Source organism: Marisediminitalea alba (assembly GCF_002993365.1).
Taxonomy (GTDB): Bacteria; Pseudomonadota; Gammaproteobacteria; order Enterobacterales; family Alteromonadaceae; genus Alteromonas; species Alteromonas alba.
In genome coordinates, this window is sequence record NZ_PVNP01000182.1 from 18,523 (window position 1) to 38,795 (window position 20,273).

The following is a 20,273-nucleotide window of genomic DNA, read 5'->3' on the forward strand; positions in this document are numbered from 1 at the left end:
TGCACCACCAGCCATTGATTACCAAGTTTGTGTCGCTTTAAATTTAGTTAAAGCGTCATTCAACTGAGACTCAATGTCATCGTTGTAGTTACCTGTTTCATTGATAGTCTTCATCAGATCAGCGTATTCGCTGTTCATGAATGAATGTAAGGCCGCTTCGAAATCGAGGATCTTGTTCAGTTCCACGTCTTTCAGATAACCTTTTTCTACCGCAAACAGGGAAACACCAGTATCCGCCACTGACAGTGGAGTGTACTGTTTCTGTTTCATTAGTTCGGTAACGCGCTCACCGTGCTCAAGCTGGGCACGAGTCGCTTCGTCAAGGTCAGATGCAAACTGCGAGAATGCCGCCAGTTCGCGATACTGAGCCAGGGCTAAACGGATACCACCGCCCAGCTTCTTAACGATTTTAGTCTGCGCAGCACCACCAACACGAGATACCGAGATACCAGCGTTAACCGCCGGACGGATACCTGCGTTGAACAGGTCAGTTTCTAAGAAGATCTGACCGTCAGTAATCGAGATTACGTTAGTTGGTACGAATGCAGATACGTCACCCGCTTGCGTTTCGATAATTGGCAGTGCCGTTAATGAACCAGTCTGGCCTTTAACTTCGCCGTTAGTGAAACGCTCAACATACTGCTCGTTAACACGTGCAGCACGCTCAAGTAAGCGTGAGTGAAGATAGAATACGTCACCTGGGTATGCTTCACGACCAGGAGGACGTTTCAGCAGCAGTGAAATTTGACGGTAAGCAACAGCTTGCTTAGACAAATCATCATATACGATAAGGGCGTCTTCACCGCGGTCACGGAAGTATTCACCCATAGTACAACCAGAGTATGGCGCCAGGTATTGCAGGGCAGCAGACTCAGAAGCAGACGCGGCAACAACGATGGTGTGAGCCAGTGCGCCGTGTTCTTCCAGTTTACGTACCACGTTAGCGATAGTAGAGGCTTTCTGACCAACCGCTACGTATACACATTTAACGCCAGTACCTTTCTGGTTGATGATGGCATCGATTGCCATCGCTGTTTTACCAGTCTGACGGTCACCGATGATTAACTCACGCTGACCACGACCGATTGGAATCATAGAGTCAACAGACTTGTAACCAGTTTGTACTGGTTGATCAACTGACTGACGCTCGATTACGCCCGGTGCGATTTTTTCAACTGGCTCGAAAGTATCAGTTTCGATAGCACCTTTACCGTCGATTGCTTCACCCAGGGTGTTTACAACACGACCTAACAGTGAACGACCAACCGGTACTTCAAGGATACGACCAGTAGACTGGACTTTTTGTCCTTCTTGCAGGTCCGAGTAAGGACCCATAACAACTGCACCAACTGAATCTCGTTCAAGGTTTAGTGCAATCGCGTAACGACCACCAGGAAGCTCAATCATTTCACCCTGCATAACATCGGCCAGGCCGTGAATGCGGATGATACCGTCGGTTACTGCGACGATAGTACCTTCATTGCGTGCTTCACTGGTTACATCAAACTGTTCAATTCTTTTCTTGATCAGTTCGGCAATTTCAGTGGAATTAAGTTGCATGCTCTTATCCCCGTTATGCTTGCAACGCGTCTGCGAGACGGTTCAATTTAGATTTCACGGAACCATCGATGACTGTATCACCAGCTTTAACAACTAAGCCGGCTAGCAGGGCAGGATCCACGTTACAAATAAGCTTCACTTTACGTGCCAAACGTTTTTCTAACGATGTGCTGAGTTCAGATTGCTGTGCTTCGGTAAGCTCAGCTGCAGAGGTAACAGATACTTCTACTTCTTTTTCATAATCTGCTTTAAGTAAATCAAACAAAGCAGAAATCTCAGGCAACGCAGTTAAACGTTTATTCTCAGCCAGTACTTTTACTAAGTTCTGACCATGTTCATCGAGCGAGTCACCACAGACATTAATGTACAGGTCTGCCAGTTTGTCTGCCGCCATCGCACCAGTCGATAACTGATGAATCGTTTCGTTTTTCGAAACCTCAGCGGCAAAACTCAGCATTTCCTGCCATTTGGCAATGGCACTTTGCTCAACAGCAAAATCGAAAGCGGCTTTCGCATAGGGACGAGCTACGGTTGTCAATTCAGACATGGCTCATCTCCTATCTCAAAGCTCGGCGACAAGTTTTTCAACAATGTCGCTTTGCGCGCTGGCGTCGATTTCACGTTCAAGGATCTGCTGTGCGCCGGCAATAGCTAATGCTGCTACCTGCTTACGCAGTTCCTCTTTGGCACGATTGCGTTCAGCTTCAATTTCGGCATAACCTTGCGAGATAATTTTTTCACGCTCAGCATGGCCGCGCTGCGTTTCTTCATCAACAAGTTGATTTCCACGCTTCTTAGCCTGCTCGATAATTTCAGCTGCTTGTGCTTTCGCTTCTTTAAGTTGCTCAGAGACTTTCGCCTGAGCAAGCTCCAGGTCTTTCTCAGCGCGATCAGAAGCCGCTAAGCCATCGGCTATCTTCTTCTGACGCTCTTCAATCGCAGCCATTAATGGTGGCCATACGTAGCTTTTGCAGAACCACACAAAAACGACGAATGCGATTAATTGACCAATTAGAGTGGCGTTAATATTCACAACCGCTCCTCCTCATAAATGTTCGCTAATAGACTTGAGTTAATAAAAATTAAGCACCAACAGCGAACAAGAGGTATAAAGCGATACCAACACCGATCATTGCGATCGCATCGATAAGGCCCGCTACAACAAACATCTTAACTTGCAGTTGAGGTGCCAGCTCTGGTTGGCGTGCAGCAGATTCAAGGAATTTACCACCCAGCAGACCAAAACCAATAGCAGTCCCAAGGGCACCCATACCGATCAGTAGTGCAACAGCGATGTATAACATGTACGTCTCCGATTATATTTAAAGTTAAAGTTAAAAGTTAAAGTTAAAACACGTTTCAATGTGGTTGCCGCGAACTTCCAGGTTACTCGCGACAACCGCTTGTTAGTTTCTAGTGATCTTCGCTCGCCAGACTCAGGTAAACGATGGTCAGCATCATGAAAATGAAGGCTTGCAGAGGCAGAACCAGGATGTGGAACACGGCCCAGGCAAAGTGCAACGGCAGCTGGAAGTAGCCGATAGTTGCGATCAGGATGAAGATAAGCTCACTGGCGTACAGGTTACCGAACAAACGTAGCGCAAGTGACAGCGGACGTGCCAGCAGGGTAACGGTTTCCAGAATAAAGTTAACTGGAATAGACGCCGGGTGATTAAATGGCTGCATGGTCAGTTCCTTGATGAAACCGCCTACACCTTTAATTTTAATCGAGTAGAAGATAATCAGTACAAACACACCCAGGGCTAACGCGAAGGTCAGGTTAAGGTCTGTGGTAGGTACTGCTTTGTTGTATACGTGATGGGCATCCACACCAAAGAAGGTTTCGCCAATCAGGCCGGAAATCATTGGAATGACGTCTACCGGTACTAAATCCATCAGGTTCATCAGCAACACCCATACGAAGATGGTCAGTGCTAACGGCGCAATCAGATCACTCTTACCGTGGAAAGTACTCTTTACGTTGTCATCGACGAACTCGATAACTAATTCCACGAATGCCTGCCATTTGGTAGGAACGCCTGTGGTTGCTTTTTTGGCCGCCGAGCGGAATAAAAACAAAAACAGTAAACCTAAACCAATAGACCATGCCAGCGTATCGATATGCCAGGTCCAAAATCCAGCATCGGCACATTGCGCGTTAAACGCGATGCCGTTTTCGGTGCTGCACATGGAGGCATTGGTCAAGTGGTGCTTGATATATTCTGAGGTAGTGTATTCAGATGCCATTGTTCAACCTAAAAAAATTAAAGTTTAAAATGCTTTACTGGTTTCGTCTCTACGACCTTCGCCTTAGTTTATTTACGACTAAGGGCGATACGTTTATTTTTTATTGTTAGTACTATCGTTGACGAAACAACGCCAGCCAGTAGCTGACCGTTGCTATTGCAAATCCGGCAAATACCGGCAGCGGTTCTAACTTTAAACCTGCAAACGCAATAGCAAACAAAATTACTGTTGCAGCCAGTTTTAACTTTGAGCCCTGGCTGAAACTTTTCGTGACCAGTCTTAACTGACTCGCCCCGGCATATCTGAACGCAAACAATGCGAAAATCTGATTGGGTAAGATACTGATGATAGTCCCCGCTGCAAAAGCTAAGGCTTTATCAACGGTACTCAACAACCCTGTTATGAGAATGAAAATCAGCGCACATATAGTCTGAAAAAGCGCCGCTTTTTTGGCCACTGATTTTCCTTTGTCGGCCAAGTTTTTTGTCACATGTATTCTCTGGTTGTGAAACCCAACAAAAAGCGACAGAAGTATACTGTTTTAGCGGTAGAATTCAACCGTTATGGATTTTTTGTATGTTATTGTGAAAATTTTCTGAGTCTATAACAGAAGGTCAGACGAGTTAGCCGCAAAAATCGCCTTAAAAAGGCTATTTTATCCGCGACAAAATACCGTCGAGCTGGTCTAAATCATTAAAGTTTATCACCAGCTTACCTTTCCCTTTCGCGTTATGGTCAATCGACACTTTAGCACCCAGGTTATCCGACAACTTATTCACCAGACTTTTCACATCCGGGTCGATTTCTTTGGGGGGTTTGGGTTCTGCAGGTTCAAGAATTTTACGCACCAGTTTTTCGGTATCACGAACGGTGAGCGCCTTGCCAGAAACAATTTGCGCGGCATCAGACTGAGATTCACCTTCCAGCGCCAGTAAAGCACGGGCGTGACCCATTTCTATATCACCGTGTTCAACCAGTAACTTTACATCGTCGTTAAGATTATTGAGGCGTAACAGATTGGTAATGGTCGTACGTGACTTACCTACCGCCTCGGCCACTTCCTGGTGAGTTAATTCAAACTCGTTCATTAAGCGGTCCAGTGCCTGGGCTTCTTCCATGGCATTGAGGTCTTCACGCTGAATGTTTTCGATCAGCGCAATGGCCACGGCGGCTTCGTCGGGAACGTCCTTAATCAGGCAGGGAACTACATCCAGTTGCGCCAGCTGCGCGGCACGCCACCGGCGTTCACCGGCAATAATTTCATATTTGTCAGTACTTACTAACCGCACAACGATTGGCTGGATAACACCTTGCGATCGGATAGAGGAGGCCAGTTCTTCCAGCGCCTCCAGCGACATATCTTTACGGGGTTGATATTTGCCAGGCTGCAAAAATTCGATAGGCAGTTTTCTCAATTCACTGTTTTGTGAAGTTACGGCTTCGCCATCTTCGCTGCGTGAGGCTGACTGACTGGTAGCTAGCAATGCATCCAGCCCGCGTCCTAATCCTCTTCTTTTTGCTGACATAATATCCTCAATGCCTGAATGTTCTTTTTCTTAACTAGCCTTGGCAGGCATTTCTGACGTTTTATCCCGGCGTCGCAAAATTTCTCCGGCCAGCGCCAGGTAGGCTTTGGCGCCAGTCGATGATTTATCGTAATACATGGCTGGCGCGCCAAAACTTGGGGCTTCAGCAAGACGTACATTGCGAGGGATCACGGTACGGTATACCTGCTCGCCAAAATGCCGTTTGAGTTGTTCAGACACATCATTGGCCAGGCGATTACGCGGATCATACATGGTCCGCAGCACACCTTCTATTTTTAATTCCGGATTAACCACCGAAGCCAGTTTCTGAATCGTGTCCATCAACGCCGTGAGTCCCTCCAGTGCATAATATTCGCACTGCATGGGCACTAAAATTGAATCAGCGGCTGCCAGCGCGTTAACCGTAAGCAGGTTCAGCGACGGCGGGCAGTCGATAAAAATGAAATCGTAGTAATCGCGAACCGACTGCAGGGCATTGCGCAAACGCACTTCGCGGGCAAACTGTTCCATGAGTTTAATTTCGGCCGCGGTAACGTCGCCATTGGCGGCAATTAAATCGTATTTACCCGAGGTACTTTTAACGATGACTTCGTCAACCGGCTTGTCTTCAATCAGCATTTCGTAGCTGGTTGCATCAACCTCGTACTTATCCACGCCGCTCCCCATGGTAGCGTTACCCTGTGGATCCAGGTCAATCAGTAACACTTTGCGTTTTGTGGCAGCCATTGACGCAGATACGTTTACTGCCGTAGTGGTTTTACCCACACCGCCCTTTTGATTTGCGATTGCAATTACTTTAGCCACGTTTGATCCCAACTATGATTTTTGAACCGTCAGCAGGTGACGTTCGCCTTCCAGCCCCGGTACGAATAGCTCTACAGATGATTCCAGAGTACAGGTAGCCGGAATGGCAGCGATTTCGTCGGTCGGATACTGGCCTTTCAGTGCCAGAAACTTCCCTTGAGTATCTACCAGATGCTCACACCAGTGCAACATATCTTTCAGCGAGGCAAATGCCCGACTGAGTACTGCATCATAGTACTGCGCGGGCACGTGTTCCTCAACCCGGCTTTGGATGGGCTCGATATTGACCAATTTCATCTCGAATGCACATTGCTTCATAAAGCGCACCCGCTTACCCAGGCTATCGAGTAACGTGAAGTGCTTATCCGGGCAGGCAATGGCCAGTGGAATACCTGGTAAACCGGGGCCGGTACCCACATCGATGTAGCGCTGGTCGGTTAAAAACGGCGCCACAGCCAGTGAATCCAGGATGTGCTTTACCATCATCTGTTCGGGCTCACGAACCGATGTCAGGTTAAACGCCTTGTTCCACTTGTGGATACGTTCAACATAGTCGAGCAACAAACTTTGCTGTTCTTCAGACAGCACCAATGACATCGCATCGATGCCGTCGCGTAAAATGATACTTAGTTTTTGTCGGTCAAAACTCATTTAGGCAGACTGCTTCTCGTGTTTACGTAACATGCCGTGTTTTTTCAGGTAAACCAACAGCAGCGAAATGGCGGCCGGCGTAATTCCTGAAATCCGTGCTGCTTTGCCAATAGTTTCCGGGCGGGCATCGGTAAGCTTAGCCACTACCTCATTGGACAGCCCGGATATTTTACTGTAATCAAAGTCTGCTGGTAACAGGGTATTTTCATGGCGCTGGGTTTTCGCGATCTCGTCGAGCTGACGAGCGATGTAACCGGCGTACTTGATCTGGATCTCCACCTGCTCGGCAGCAATGGGATCGGCAAGGCCCGGCCCCAGTGATTCAATACTCATCAATGACGAATAGGTCATTTCCGGACGACGGATTAGCTCTTCCAGTGAATGTTCGCGGCTCACCGGGTTTTTAAGCAACGTGTTTAACTCAGCAACCGCGGCGTGTTCAGGATGGATCCACTGACCACGCAAACGCTGTTGTTCCTGTTCAACCGCTTCCATTTTGGCATTAAAGGCCTGCCAGCGCTCATCATCCACCAGCCCGATATCGCGGCCTGCAGCAGTAAGACGCATATCGGCGTTATCTTCGCGCAGCAGCAGGCGGTATTCAGCCCGGCTGGTAAACATGCGGTACGGTTCTTTAGTCCCCATCGTTGCCAGATCGTCAATCAGTACGCCCATGTAGGCCTGATCGCGACGCAGGATCAGCGGATCTTTTTGCTGTACCTGTAAGGCCGCGTTGGCACCGGCAATAAGACCCTGAGCACCGGCTTCTTCGTAGCCGGTAGTACCGTTAATCTGGCCGGCAAAGAACAGACCATCAATGTACTTGGTTTCCAGGGTTTGTTTGAGGTCGCGGGGATCAAAGAAGTCATACTCAATGGCATAACCCGGACGAATGATATGCGCGTTTTCAAAGCCTTTGATGGAATGGATCAGCGCCTGCTGAATATCAAAGGGCAGGCTGGTTGAGATCCCGTTTGGATACACCTCAACGCTGTTCAGCCCCTCAGGCTCAACAAAGATCTGATGTGAGTTCTTATCGGCAAAACGGGTAATTTTATCTTCGATGCTGGGGCAATAACGCGGTCCAACGCCTTCAATCACACCGGTAAACATCGGTGAACGATCCAGTCCGCCACGAATAATCTCGTGGGTTTGCTCGTTAGTATGGGTGATGTAGCACGGGATCTGCTGCGGATGCATTTCACGGTTACCCATAAACGAGAACACCGGTGCCGGCGTGTCGCCAGGCTGTGCCTGCATTACATCAAAATTCAGACTACGGATATCCAGTCGTGCCGGGGTACCGGTTTTAAGACGATCGACTCTGAACGGCAGCGCTCGTAACCGTTCGGCCAGGGCAATTGACGGTGGATCGCCGGCACGCCCGCCACGATAATTCTCCAGACCAATGTGAATGGTACCGCCCAGGAATGTACCAACGGTTAACACCACGGTTTTCGCCCGGAACTTCAGGCCCATCTGGGTTACCACACCACAGACGCGATCGTTTTCGACGATCAGATCATCACAGCTTTGTTGGAACAGCGTGAGGTTTGGCTGGTTTTCCACGATGTTGCGGATCGCCTGACGATATAAGCTTCGGTCAGCCTGGGCGCGGGTTGCACGCACAGCAGGGCCTTTGCTGGAGTTAAGCGTTCTGAACTGGATCCCGCCCTGATCGATAGCCAGTGCCATTGCACCACCTAAGGCATCGATTTCTTTTACCAGATGGCCTTTACCAATACCACCGATCGCAGGGTTACACGACATCTGGCCGATGGTTTCGACATTATGGGTAAGTAATAGGGTACGCACGCCCATACGGGCAGCAGCAAGTGCAGCTTCGGTACCGGCGTGACCGCCGCCAACTACGATGACATCGTAATCCTGCTGATAAAACATAGTTACCTCACTAATTACCTAACTGGACGAAGTATTAGCCAGTGGAGAAAAAAGGGCGCGTATTTTAGCTGAGTTCTTGGCTAATGAAAATGGTTAAATTTTCTACATTTTGCTGGTAAAGCTGAAAAGCGGATCGTGTTATTAAAGTATAGGATCTATTTAGATCTTTTATATTTATTCTTATTAGGGATCGCCAGATCTGTGTGTAAGTCATTTTTCCTTATTTAAAACATGATATTACGCGATCAATAAGATCTGGAATACCCCGATCACAACTCTACTGGGATCCTGTGTATAAGGCACTGTTTTATCCACATGCCAGCACCGACCGGATCTTATCACAATTCAGATCAAAGCTTGTACACAGCTACTTCTCAGAGGTTATTCACAGCAGTGATCTAGCTTTGATCTAACTGGGGATAACTTGTTTAATAGATCCAGGATCCGATCGGCCTGCAACCCGTATTATACGGCTTATAGCGGCGTTTTACTGTGGAAAAGAGTTATTCAGATCTTAATGGTTTTGGATCCGTGGATCACGTTTTCGATCCGATCATGGTGTGCCGCGATGTTGATAAAAATAATGTGAAGCGGGCTATTGAGGATGTTTTTTTATTGTTCGAGGGGAGTTTATAGCTATCGAATGGATGCTTTTATACGTGAATCGTCGAAATAAGCGATAAAAAAACGCCGTATAAACGGCGCTTCTCATTGATTTGTGTGGGCGTTAGCGGACCTGATTAGGCTGATAGCGAGGTGCTGAGGTGACCTGATCTTCTTCGTCGAGAGTGAGGCCTTTACGTCGGCTCGGGCCGGAAAACCTGACCTTGTAGGTATCGTACTCTTTGAGCGATTCAAAGCAGTAGCGGCCCAGAGCCTGTTCCAGATCGCCGAGGTTGTGGTTGGTGATCAGAATACAGTTTTTCTTGTTTACCAGGCGCTGACGCAGCAGATTACCCAGCCAGCTTTGCGAGTTTTTCTTTAATACGGTTTCGTTAACGCAAACTTCGTCGAGGATCAGCATGTCCACATCGAGTAGTTCCTGATGGGCGGCACGGAATTTTTGCCCGGCGTTGTCCTGAGAGCCAAAGTCATAGGCAGAATGACGCATTTCCAGCAGCGTGGAGAGCTGGCGGTACAACACGGTGACTTCATACTGGTCGATAAGTTGATGTGCAATAGCGCCGGCTATGTGCGATTTACCGCGCCCATAGTCTCCGTAGAATATCATCATGTGTGAGCCCGCCTCTCGCCAGGCTTTGTCTTCGTGGGCGGCAATAAAAGACTGGGCAATGCTGACCGCTTCAACCACGTCATCACTGTCTTCAATTAAATTGGCGAAGGTCCAGCGAGGATTAAGGTCTGAGCGACCATGCAGCATTTCGATGCGCTGCTTTTTGGATTGTTGCTGGAGCTGGGCGATTTCCTGATTGGCCTGAGCTTCGTATTGCTTTCGCAGCGTCTTGTAATCGATATATTCAGATTCATTTGGCACCGCTTTACCCAGCGTTCTGGCCAGTGAGTTAAGTTTATCTTTAAATGAATCCATGATTAATTTTTACCTGATTTATTGGCGTATTTAGCAACAAGCTGTCTGGCATTATCATCTGCTTCGATGCCCGGTTCAACGGTGACAACCTGATTACCCACTTTTTTTGTGGCCTGATAGCCTTTGGCGGTGCGGCGGTTCTTCAACGCGTAGGTGAACTTCTGTGTCCATTGATAGCTGCTGAATACCGCTTCCGGACGGCCCAACCAATAGGCCACAAACTCACCAATGTCCTGTTCATCAAAACTTTTATCAATTAATCCAATCAGCGCTGCGATATCATCAAACACCTTTTGTTCTGGTTGCCAGTCGCGATGCATGGCGTAGTGTTGCTGATGAAAGGGCTGATAGCCCTGGGTATTGCTGATAAGGGGTAACAGAACGCGTTTGCCATTAAGCGACATATCCAGGCTCAGTGATTCAGGTAATGACACCAGTCCGGCCTGAGTGAGTTCTTCCAGCAAGGTATTAATCTCACGGCCGCGAGTCACCGGCTCCCGTTGCGGGTCGCTGTTCATCAAAGCCAGTAGCTCTTTGTACTGCAGCGGGTTAGATAACAATGTGTCCTGATTGGCTTTGGGACGTAGTGCCAGACAATATAGTACCCTTGCCGCATTGCTCAGCGGTGAGGTAAGGGCATTTAATTCGGCCTGGGTAAACATTTAGTCCAGCGTGTCGAGAATGGGTTCCAGCCACTCTACGGCGCGATCTTCCGGAATGGGGTGGTGCAGCACGTCAATGTGTAACGGATCGGCCATGAGCTTGGCACCGCCTTTATTCATTAGCGTTTCCATGGCAATGGCGCCGTGGCAATAGGTATCGTAGCTACTGTCACCCAGACCCACCACAAAGTACTCAACATCGCTGAGATCTTCGTTTTCTAGTTGGGCTGCAAAAGACTGAATATTGTCGGGTAAATCGCCGGCACCATGGGTTGATGTACAGATAAACCAGGTGGAATCTGCTTCGATATCGTCCATATCGGGCTGAGTGAGTATAGTAACTTTATATCCACGGGCACGAAGGGCCTCAGCAATGGCATCAGCAACATATTCGCTGGCCCCCAGTACAGAACCTACTAGCAGTGTAAAGTGACGATCCATATTACTCCGGATAAACCTTGTGGCAGTTATGCTTAAAGTGGCGGCATTATACCAATAATAACCGCCAGGGAATATGTTTAGTCGGGGTAGGTTGCCGGCAGCTGGTTACTTACCGATACAGAAGGAGGAAAAGATACGACCGAGTAGATCGTCGGAAGTAAATTCGCCAGTGATTTCGGTGAGCGCCTGATGGGCCAGGCGCAATTCTTCAGCCAGTAATTCGCCAGCCAGATTATCGTTAAGTTGCTGCTCGCCCGTTTCCAGATGCGCCAGCGCGGTATCAATGGCATCCATGTGACGGCGGCGGGCGATAAACTGACCTTCGGTGGTGGTGTCCAGGCCGATACTGGCTGCCAGATGATCTTTTAACACCTCTACTCCGTCACCGGTACTGGCCGACAGCGCGATGGTGGTAAATGCGCCATGAGCTGAATCGATCTGATGCAGGCGGATTTCATCGCCGGTTTTATCAACCTTATTGCGAATAACCGTTACTGGCATGCCAGCAGGCAGCTGTTGCATAAATTCGGGCCAGATGAGGTACGGGTCGATGCTATCGGATTCGGTGCTGTCGACCACAAACAATACCCGGTCGGCCTGATTAATTGCTTCCCAGGCGCGGGCAATACCTATTTGTTCCACTTTATCCGGGCTTTCGCGCAGACCGGCGGTATCAATAATATGCAGTGGCATGCCATTAATGTGGATGTGTTCTTTCAGTATATCCCGAGTGGTACCGGCGATATCGGTTACGATGGCGCTTTCACGGCCGGCCAGCGCATTAAGCAGGCTCGATTTACCGGCATTGGGTTTGCCGGCAATAACTACCTGCATACCTTCCCGTAGCAGCGTACCTTGTTTTGCCTGGCTGCGAACCTTGCCAACTTGTTCGAGAATAGTGGTGAGGTCATTACTGACCTTGCCGTCGGATAGAAAGTCGATCTCTTCATCCGGGAAGTCGATAGCGGCTTCTACATACATACGCAAATGAATAATGGCTTCGCTGAGGGTATTGATTTGTTCTGAGAACTCACCCTGTAACGAGCGTAACGCACTTTTCGCGGCCTGTTGGGAGCTGGCATCAATCAGGTCGGCAATGGCTTCAGCCTGGGCCAAATCCAATTTGTCGTTTAAGAAAGCCTGTTCGCTAAATTCCCCTGGCCGCGCCAGTCTGACATTGGGCACTGCTAAAATGGCTTCCAGTAGCATATCAATAATGACCGGCCCGCCATGACCCTGAAACTCCACCACGTCTTCACCGGTAAAGGAGTGCGGGTTTTTGAAATAAATAGCGATGCCCTGATCGATGATTTCACCCATGGCATTGTAAAAATCAGTGTAAGTAGCCTGACGGGGTGATAATGGGGTGCGTAATATGTGTTCAGCCACTTTTAACGCCTGCGGGCCGGATACCCGCACTATGCCAACACCACCTCGCCCGGGCGGGGTAGCTTGTGCAACAATGGTGTCGGAGTGGCTGATAGTCATAATTAAGCTCTAGTCGCGGAAATTATTAAATTGAAATGGCTGGCCCAGCTCTGCCTGTTTAACCAGTTGCATAACCTGTTGCAGGTCGTCTCGCTTTTTACCGGTAACCCGCAACTGTTCGCCCTGGATAGCCGTTTGTACTTTAATTTTGGCATCTTTGACCAGTTTAACAATCTTCTTAGCGACGGCCTGCTCAATGCCTTCTTTAAACGCTATTGTCTGACGATAATTTTTGCCGGTGACAGTATGCGGTTTGCAGTCGATGGCTGAGGTATCAAGATTACGTTTGGCACAGGCATTTCGGAACATGGATTCCATTTGTTGGAGCTGGAACTCGGCCTGGGCGGCCATTACTACGGTTTTGTCTTTGTATTCGAAGCTGGCTTCTACGCCACGAAAATCAAAGCGAGTCGACAATTCTCGGTTAGCGTTTTCCGTGGCATTGCGGACTTCTTCCATGTTTATTTCTGACACAATATCAAATGAAGGCATGGTGACTGCTCTCCTGTTAACAAAAGCCCGCATGAATGCGGGCTTTAAGTAGTTTATTGGGATTAATTATTTACTTAATGCCACGTTTTTCCATAGAGGCGTATATCATTTTTGCCTGGATTAGGGTAATCACGTTACTGATAAACCAGTAGAGTACCAGACCGGCCGGGAACCAGATAAAGAACACACTCATGGCAACCGGCATCCACTGCATGATTTTTTGTTGCATCGGATCGGTCATGGTGGTGGGTTGCAGCTTCTGCAGCATCCACATGCTGGCACCGGTTAATATAGGCAGTACAAAGTAGGGGTCCATTACCGATAAATCGGTGATCCACAGAATAAAATCGGCATGACGTAATTCCACACTTTCCAGCAGTACCCAGTAGAGCGCCAGGAAGATAGGCATTTGCAGCAACAGTGGGAAGCAGCCGCCCATAGGGTTAACTTTTTCCTTCTTGTAGAGCTCCATCATGGCCTGAGACATCTTTTGACGGTCGTCGCCGTAACGGTCTTTCAGTTGCTGCATCTTAGGCGCCAGATTACGCATCTTAGCCATTGATTCGTATTGTTTCTTGGTCAGCCAGTACATGGCACCTTTAACAATAATGGTAATCAGGATAATGGCCAAACCCCAGTTACCTACCAGGCTATGCAGGAATTTAAGCAGGGTAAATAGTGGCTGCGAAATCCACCATAAAATACCGTAGTCTACGGTCAGGTCTAAGCCATTTGCCAGCATAGCCAGTTTTTCCTGATCCTTGGGACCAAGATAAAGTGTGCTGTTTAATTCAATTACCTGTCCGCTCTCTACTGATGTGGGTTCGCCAGTGTAGCCAACAATCGCGTACTGATTAGCCACCATACGGCTGTAAAGCGAGTTTGTTTCGGTTTGAGATGGTACCCAGGCTGAAATAAAGTAGTGCTCCAGCATACTCACCCAACCACCTGTGGTGGTGATTCGCAGTGGGTCATCTTCGATATCGCCAAATGTGTACTTATTATAACGATCGTCTGCTGTGCCGTAAGCTGCGCCGCGATAGGTTGGCATAAACATGTTACCGCCTTCTTGTTCAGCGGTGGTTTGCTTAAGCTGGGCATATTGTTGAAATTGAGCAGTCTGACCAGAATTATTGGTAATTGCATAGCTCACATCCACATCGTTGTGTCCACGGGTGAATGTAAAGGTTTTAGTAATGCTAATCCCATCATTGCTTGACCAGGTTAACGGTACACTCAGTGTGTCACCGTTTAACTCATATGAATCCGCCTGTGCCTGATATAAAGGTCTGCCTTGTGAGCTGCCATCGGGGCCATTTGCACCTACCAGCCCGCTTTGTGCAACATACAATCCGTTACCAGCGCGCAGTAAGCTGTAGGGTTCGTCTGAGCCCTGCGTAACCGGAAACTTAACCAGGTCGGCGTGAATAACGTCACCACCTACCAAACTAATCGTCAGATTCAGTGTATCGGTAACTACTGAAATCGTTTGCTTAGTACTGTTGCTGGCTGTTGCCTGCGGCAAAGCTTCACTCGCTGCAACAGGCACATCTTCGTCAGTGCCATTGCTGGCAGGGACTGATGAAGCTGAGGGTACACCGGCCGGTACACTGTCTGCCGCTTGCTGGGTTACTGGTTGAACTGGCTGCGGTCCGTAGGCCTCATGCCACTTTTGCCAGAGTAAAAAGCTGATAAATGCGATGGCAATAATCAGAATACTTCGTTGCGATTCCATACTGGTCTCTTTTAATTTGAGTGTTTATTGTCTTGTTTGTTTTCGGGTACCGGATCGTATCCGCCAGAGTGCAAAGGGTGGCATTTTAATATGCGTTTGATAGATAACCAACCGCCAATTAACAATCCGTGCGATTTAAATGCATTTAAGGCATAAACTGAGCAGCTTGGGTGAAAGCGACAACGCTGTCCAAGCACCGGCGAAATAAATAACCGGTAAAAGTAAATGAGTCCCAGCGGCAGCGCAATTAGCCCGTAGTGCAGCGCTTTTCGAGCTTTTTCCATAACTTTTCCAACGTGACAAAGACTTCTTCATTCGACAATGCATCGGCGCCGGTCTTGCCGACCACAATAATATCGATACCGGGGAGTTGCTGCGCGCGATGACGAAAGCTCTCGCGAATTAAACGTTTAATGCGATTGCGCTGATTAGCTTTGCGAATACGTTTTTTGGCTAAGGTGATGCCAATACGGGGATGAGTTAACTGATTATGTCTGGCTAGAACCGTAAAGCACGGTGATACTGCTGGAATTGCTTTATCGAAAACATAAGTAAAGTGGGAGGGAGTAAGAAGCCTTAACTCCCGGGAAAACTGGTTTTCGCCCACTTTTGGTAAATACCATTAAGCAGAAAGGCGAGCACGACCCTTTGCACGGCGAGCGGCTAGTACTTTACGACCGTTTTTAGTCGCCATACGAGCACGGAAACCGTGAGAGCGTTTACGCTTTAGGTTACTCGGTTGAAACGTTCTTTTCATGACCAAAGTCTCACTTTTACGTGGTTAAACATACTTATTGTAACTGCCCAAATAATAGGCGTGCTACAAAAGGACGCTGAATTCTAGAGATCTCCGGGGCTATTGTCAATGGAAAAGCCCGTTAAACCACTTAATAATCCTAATTTTGTTGCCCTATCTCGAATAGAAATTACGCGGACTGTGAATAATTATTTTTGTCAATACAATTTATCCACAGTTTTAGTGGCGATCCACCAAATTCAGGTCTTGTCAAGCACACGATCGGCTACTGATCGCCTATACAGGATCATCGATCAGGCCTGTGCGATCTGATCGTGATTTAAAGATTTTTCTTTAATAAACATAAATTTAAACTTTTCTCGGCGGGGTTTTTTGCTGATCCGGATTTACTTTGGATCGAATAAGTAAGATAATCCACAAGCTAGTTAATCGATCAGCGTGACATCATCAGTTTACTCACAATTCACCTGTTTGTTAGTCGATGCGACCCGCAGCATTTATACACAACATTAAACATCGATAATAACAATAAAAATAAGGCCTAGAGCCAGAACGGAGCATAATAATAATATGTCTTTATGGAATCAGTGCCTGGAGCGTTTGCGTCAGGAACTCCCTACACAGCAGTTTGTTATGTGGATAAGACCACTAACTTCAGAACAAAATCAGGATGCTGTAACGCTTTATGCTCCGAATCGGTTTATTCTGGACTGGGTTCGCGAAAAATACCGCGACAAGATTAATCAGTTATTTGTTGAGTTCAGCGGCGGCCAACAGGCGCCACAGCTGCGTTTCGAGGTGGTTCAACGTCGTGCTGCGCCGGCTGCGTCTAATCCGGCGCCAAGTGCCACCGACAGCGATCCGATCCGCGGATCGGCAAGGGGATCGTCGTTTTCTGCATCTGTTGATAATTACAGTCAGCCGCCTCAACAAACAAACGCTTTCACTAATGGCAACAATGCATCAATGCAAAGTCCGCCAGTTGCACCGGCGCCGGTAAGTGCCAGGGTTAATCCACCAGTATCGGCAGGGCAGACGGTAAATAAGGTCATCCCTATACCGGAAGGCGTGAGTCACAAGAGCAATATCAATCCCACTTATCAGTTTGATAACTTTGTTGAGGGTAAGTCTAACCAGTTAGCCAGAGCTGCGGCGAGCCAGGTAGCCAACAATCCAGGCGGCTCATATAACCCGCTGTTTATATATGGCGGCACTGGTTTAGGTAAAACTCACTTATTACATGCAGTAGGTAACGGCATCCTCAATACTAAGCAGGATGCTAAAATCATTTACATGCACTCCGAGCGTTTTGTGCAGGATATGGTTAAAGCGCTGCAAAATAATGCCATCGAAGACTTCAAGCGGTTTTATCGTTCGGTGGATGCGTTACTTATTGATGACATTCAATTCTTTGCCAATAAAGAACGTTCCCAGGAAGAGTTTTTCCATACCTTTAATGCGTTGCTGGAAGGTAATCAGCAAATCATTCTTACCTCCGACCGTTACCCCAAGGAGATTGACGGGGTAGAGGACCGGCTTAAATCGCGGTTTGGCTGGGGACTAACCATCGCAATTGAGCCACCAGAACTTGAAACCCGGGTGGCGATTCTGATGCGTAAAGCGTCTGAGAATAATATTCAGCTGCCTAACGAGGTTGCTTTCTTTATTGCCAAACGTTTGCGCTCGAATGTTCGGGAACTGGAAGGCGCATTAAACCGCGTTATTGCCAACGCAAATTTTACCGGCAGACCAATCACCATTGATTTTGTGCGTGAGGCATTGAGAGATTTACTCGCGTTACAAGAAAAGCTGGTTACGGTGGATAATATTCAAAAAACGGTCGCAGATTACTATAAAATAAAGGTATCTGATATTCTGTCAAAACGTCGCAGCCGCAGTGTTGCCAGGCCAAGACAAGTCGCCATGGCGTTATCTAAGGAATTGACGAATCATAGCTTGCCCGAGTTGGGTAATCTGTTTGGTGGCAGAGACCACACTACGGTGTTGCATGCCTGCCGCAAAATAGAGCAGCTAAAAGAAGAAAGTCATGATATAAAAGAAGACTATAAGAATTTGATAAGAACACTGTCTTCTTAACAGAAACCAACACAGGTGAGAAAAGAATTCGATGAACTTTACCATCAGCCGGGAAAACTTTTTACAACCATTACAACTAGTATCCGGGGCAGTAGAGAGACGCCATACTCTGCCGATTCTATCTAACGTTTTAATAAAAGTTAGTGAAGGCGCACTTTGGTTAACGGGTACAGATTTAGAGGTGGAGTTAATTTCCAGTACACAACTGGAAGGAGACTTTGCCGAAGGTGAGATCACCGTACCTGCCAAGAAGCTTTTTGATATTTGTCGTGGCTTGTCTGATGGTACAGAAATCAATTTTTCACTTGATGGCAATAAAGCCGTTATTCGTGCTGGTCGCGGTCGTTATACTCTCTCAACGTTATCAGCCAGCGATTACCCGAATCTCGAAGACTGGGAAGGCGAAGTTGAGTTTGAAGTATCAGGTGCAAATCTTAAACGCCTAATCGACAGCGTTCATTTTTCCATGGCACAGCAGGACGTACGTTACTACCTCAATGGTATGTCTCTTGAAACCGAAGAAAACCTGGTAAGAACCGTTGCTACCGATGGCCACCGTTTAGCACTTTGTCGACTTGATTATACTGCCGCTACCTTGCCAGCACGTCAGGTTATCATTCCACGTAAAGGTGTGCTGGAAATTTCCCGTCTGATTGAAGACGACGACAAGCTGTTAAAAATTCAGATTGGCGCGAACCATATTCGCATGTTTTCTACTGAGTTCATTTTTACCAGTAAGTTGGTTGACGGTCGCTTCCCGGATTATCGTCGTGTACTACCTAAAGACGGCGACAAGGTTATCCTGGCCAGTAAAGATGTATTAAAAGATGCGTTCTCTCGTGCTGCTATTTTATCGAATGAAAAGTTCCGCGGTGTTCGTTTAAACATCTCTTCAGGTGAATTAAAGATTACGGCTAATAACCCAGAACAGGAAGAAGCCGAGGAAATCGTCGATATTGATTATCAGGGCGATTCTCTTGAGATAGGTTTTAACGTTGCTTACTTAATTGATGTATTGAATTCTATTAATTCAAACAACGTTAAGATCAATCTTATGGATGCCAATTCCAGTGCGCTTATCGAAGACGCTGATGATGGTGCAGCCCTGTACGTTATAATGCCCATGCGCCTGTAGGTGTAGTGGGCCCATCATTTTTATAACTTTTGAATACATTGCCGAATCTCGATATTCGGCTTTGTTGTATTTAATCCCCGGTTTTTATTTCACCCAGAGCGTAAGTATTGTTTTATGATTTTGGATAAGGTGCAGCTCACAAAGTTTAGAAACTTCGAGTCTGTACAATTCAGTCCGTCGCCATCACTAAGTATCATTACCGGTAAAAACGGTAGTGGAAAATCTTCGCTTTTGGAAGCGCTTCATTACCTGGGATATGGCCGTTCATTCAGAACCTCCAAACACCAATCGGTTATTAAGCACGATAACGATGCGTTCACGATTTTCGCCAGCTGCCAGAATGACGACGGTAAACAATTCAAGATTGGTTTGTCCCGGGGAAATTCAGAACAGTTCAAATGTAGTGTTAATGGCGAACATTTTAAGCGTCTTAGTGATCTGGTGAGTTTACTGCCTATTCAATTGTTCACCCCTCAAAGTACCGATTTGGTGATTGGATCACCTTCAGAAAGAAGACGATTCTGCGACTGGGGATTGTTCCACGTGGAACAATCCTATTCAGAACTGATAAAAAACTATGGAAAGGTACTTAAGCATCGCAATGCGCTGTTAAAGGACTATAATGGACAATCCGCCCAAAATGACACGGGATATTGGGATCAGCAGATTATCGTGCTAGGGGAGCGTATAGATGCATTACGCGGCGAATACGTCAACCGATTAATTCCTGTATTCGAAAGCACATGTAGGCAATTTCTACCTGAGTTTTCTGTCGAAATTTCGTATTATAGGGGCTGGGAAAAAGATAGCGATTTATCGCAGGCTTTAAATAAAAAGCTGCCTTACGATAGAAAGGTGGGATACACCTCTGTTGGTCCTCATAAAGCAGATTTACGCTTTAGGGTAAACAAAACCCAGGCCCAGGAAGTGCTATCACGCGGACAGTTAAGAATGGCAGTTGCTGCATTACAATTAGCCCAGACAAAGCTATTTACGCTGGAAACCAGTAGGCACAGTATCTTTTTGCTCGACGATATTGGTGCCGAATTGGATGCAGAAAAAAGAGAACGGTTCATCGATGGGTTGTTAGAAACTCAGACCCAGGTTTTTGTTACTGCCATAGAACAAGAACAACTTGAATTTGTGAATAAATATAAAGACAAAAAATTGTTTCACGTGGAACATTGCAACGTGAACGAGGAGTAA

At 47.2% G+C, this 20,273-nt stretch carries 22 protein-coding genes; 3 read left to right on the plus strand and 19 right to left on the minus strand.

Features of this window, described 5'->3' with window-relative positions; genetic code table 11:
- Positions 1–18: 18 nt before the first annotated feature.
- The 19 genes from atpA to rpmH all read right to left on the minus strand — a co-directional run bounded on the left by atpA (position 19) and on the right by rpmH (position 15,835).
- A complete protein-coding gene (atpA, locus tag C6Y40_RS15965) occupies positions 19–1,560 on the minus strand; it encodes a F0F1 ATP synthase subunit alpha (protein ID WP_105935424.1) in 1,542 nt (513 codons plus the stop codon).
- A 13-nt stretch (positions 1,561–1,573) separates the two neighbouring features.
- Entirely contained in the window at positions 1,574–2,107 is a 534-nt protein-coding gene (gene atpH / locus C6Y40_RS15970) for a F0F1 ATP synthase subunit delta (RefSeq protein ID WP_105935425.1), read from the minus strand.
- Positions 2,108–2,122: 15 nt separating this feature from the next.
- Positions 2,123–2,593: a F0F1 ATP synthase subunit B gene (gene atpF, locus C6Y40_RS15975; protein ID WP_105935426.1), complete on the minus strand. Its 471-nt coding sequence runs from the start codon at positions 2,591–2,593 to the stop codon at positions 2,123–2,125.
- A 49-nt stretch (positions 2,594–2,642) separates the two neighbouring features.
- Entirely contained in the window at positions 2,643–2,864 is a 222-nt protein-coding gene (atpE, locus tag C6Y40_RS15980; RefSeq protein ID WP_070177268.1) for a F0F1 ATP synthase subunit C, read from the minus strand.
- Positions 2,865–2,973: 109 nt separating this feature from the next.
- A complete protein-coding gene (gene atpB, locus C6Y40_RS15985; protein ID WP_105935427.1) occupies positions 2,974–3,807 on the minus strand; it encodes a F0F1 ATP synthase subunit A in 834 nt (277 codons plus the stop codon).
- A gap of 112 nt (positions 3,808–3,919) precedes the next feature.
- Positions 3,920–4,297 (minus strand): ATP synthase subunit I, encoded by a 378-nt coding sequence (locus C6Y40_RS15990; RefSeq protein ID WP_105935428.1) that lies wholly within the window; start codon positions 4,295–4,297, stop codon positions 3,920–3,922.
- Positions 4,298–4,457: 160 nt separating this feature from the next.
- Positions 4,458–5,333 carry a ParB/RepB/Spo0J family partition protein gene (locus C6Y40_RS15995; RefSeq protein ID WP_105935429.1) on the minus strand — a complete coding sequence of 292 codons (876 nt, stop codon included), beginning with the start codon at positions 5,331–5,333 and terminating at the stop codon, positions 4,458–4,460.
- 30 nt (positions 5,334–5,363) lie between these two features.
- The gene (locus C6Y40_RS16000) at positions 5,364–6,158 is read right to left on the minus strand and encodes a ParA family protein (protein ID WP_105935469.1); all 795 of its coding nucleotides are present in this window, start codon (positions 6,156–6,158) and stop codon (positions 5,364–5,366) included.
- Positions 6,159–6,170: 12 nt separating this feature from the next.
- Positions 6,171–6,809 carry a 16S rRNA (guanine(527)-N(7))-methyltransferase RsmG gene (rsmG, locus tag C6Y40_RS16005; protein WP_105935430.1) on the minus strand — a complete coding sequence of 213 codons (639 nt, stop codon included), beginning with the start codon at positions 6,807–6,809 and terminating at the stop codon, positions 6,171–6,173.
- The gene (gene mnmG, locus C6Y40_RS16010) at positions 6,810–8,711 is read right to left on the minus strand and encodes a tRNA uridine-5-carboxymethylaminomethyl(34) synthesis enzyme MnmG (RefSeq protein ID WP_105935431.1); all 1,902 of its coding nucleotides are present in this window, start codon (positions 8,709–8,711) and stop codon (positions 6,810–6,812) included.
- Between the two features lie 727 nt (positions 8,712–9,438).
- Positions 9,439–10,260 (minus strand): ATP-binding protein, encoded by an 822-nt coding sequence (locus C6Y40_RS16015; protein ID WP_105935432.1) that lies wholly within the window; start codon positions 10,258–10,260, stop codon positions 9,439–9,441.
- 2 nt (positions 10,261–10,262) lie between these two features.
- Positions 10,263–10,922 (minus strand): DnaT-like ssDNA-binding domain-containing protein, encoded by a 660-nt coding sequence (locus C6Y40_RS16020; protein WP_240621984.1) that lies wholly within the window; start codon positions 10,920–10,922, stop codon positions 10,263–10,265.
- Entirely contained in the window at positions 10,923–11,363 is a 441-nt protein-coding gene (mioC, locus tag C6Y40_RS16025) for an FMN-binding protein MioC (RefSeq protein WP_240621985.1), read from the minus strand. It abuts the gene before it with no gap.
- A 105-nt stretch (positions 11,364–11,468) separates the two neighbouring features.
- Complete coding sequence (gene mnmE / locus C6Y40_RS16030; protein ID WP_205664788.1) at positions 11,469–12,851, minus strand: tRNA uridine-5-carboxymethylaminomethyl(34) synthesis GTPase MnmE; 1,383 nt, start codon at positions 12,849–12,851, stop codon at positions 11,469–11,471.
- A gap of 9 nt (positions 12,852–12,860) precedes the next feature.
- Positions 12,861–13,343, minus strand: coding sequence for a YajQ family cyclic di-GMP-binding protein (locus tag C6Y40_RS16035; protein ID WP_105935433.1), 483 nt, complete (start codon positions 13,341–13,343; stop codon positions 12,861–12,863).
- A 70-nt stretch (positions 13,344–13,413) separates the two neighbouring features.
- Positions 13,414–15,078 (minus strand): membrane protein insertase YidC, encoded by a 1,665-nt coding sequence (gene yidC / locus C6Y40_RS16040; RefSeq protein WP_105935434.1) that lies wholly within the window; start codon positions 15,076–15,078, stop codon positions 13,414–13,416.
- 11 nt (positions 15,079–15,089) lie between these two features.
- Positions 15,090–15,362 carry a membrane protein insertion efficiency factor YidD gene (gene yidD, locus C6Y40_RS16045; protein ID WP_170308518.1) on the minus strand — a complete coding sequence of 91 codons (273 nt, stop codon included), beginning with the start codon at positions 15,360–15,362 and terminating at the stop codon, positions 15,090–15,092.
- Positions 15,326–15,685 (minus strand): ribonuclease P protein component, encoded by a 360-nt coding sequence (gene rnpA / locus C6Y40_RS16050; protein ID WP_105935435.1) that lies wholly within the window; start codon positions 15,683–15,685, stop codon positions 15,326–15,328. The genes yidD and rnpA overlap by 37 nt, the downstream gene beginning before the upstream one ends.
- A 15-nt stretch (positions 15,686–15,700) precedes the next feature.
- Positions 15,701–15,835 carry a 50S ribosomal protein L34 gene (gene rpmH / locus C6Y40_RS16055; RefSeq protein ID WP_014290886.1) on the minus strand — a complete coding sequence of 45 codons (135 nt, stop codon included), beginning with the start codon at positions 15,833–15,835 and terminating at the stop codon, positions 15,701–15,703.
- Between the two features lie 570 nt (positions 15,836–16,405).
- Between rpmH and dnaA the strand changes: the two genes are divergently transcribed.
- The 3 genes from dnaA to recF all read left to right on the plus strand — a co-directional run bounded on the left by dnaA (position 16,406) and on the right by recF (position 20,273).
- Positions 16,406–17,932, plus strand: a complete 1,527-nt coding sequence (gene dnaA / locus C6Y40_RS16060) for a chromosomal replication initiator protein DnaA (protein WP_105935436.1) — start codon at positions 16,406–16,408, stop codon at positions 17,930–17,932.
- A 31-nt stretch (positions 17,933–17,963) separates the two neighbouring features.
- Positions 17,964–19,067 (plus strand): DNA polymerase III subunit beta, encoded by a 1,104-nt coding sequence (dnaN, locus tag C6Y40_RS16065; RefSeq protein WP_105935437.1) that lies wholly within the window; start codon positions 17,964–17,966, stop codon positions 19,065–19,067.
- Positions 19,068–19,181: 114 nt separating this feature from the next.
- Positions 19,182–20,273: a DNA replication/repair protein RecF gene (gene recF / locus C6Y40_RS16070; RefSeq protein WP_105935438.1), complete on the plus strand. Its 1,092-nt coding sequence runs from the start codon at positions 19,182–19,184 to the stop codon at positions 20,271–20,273.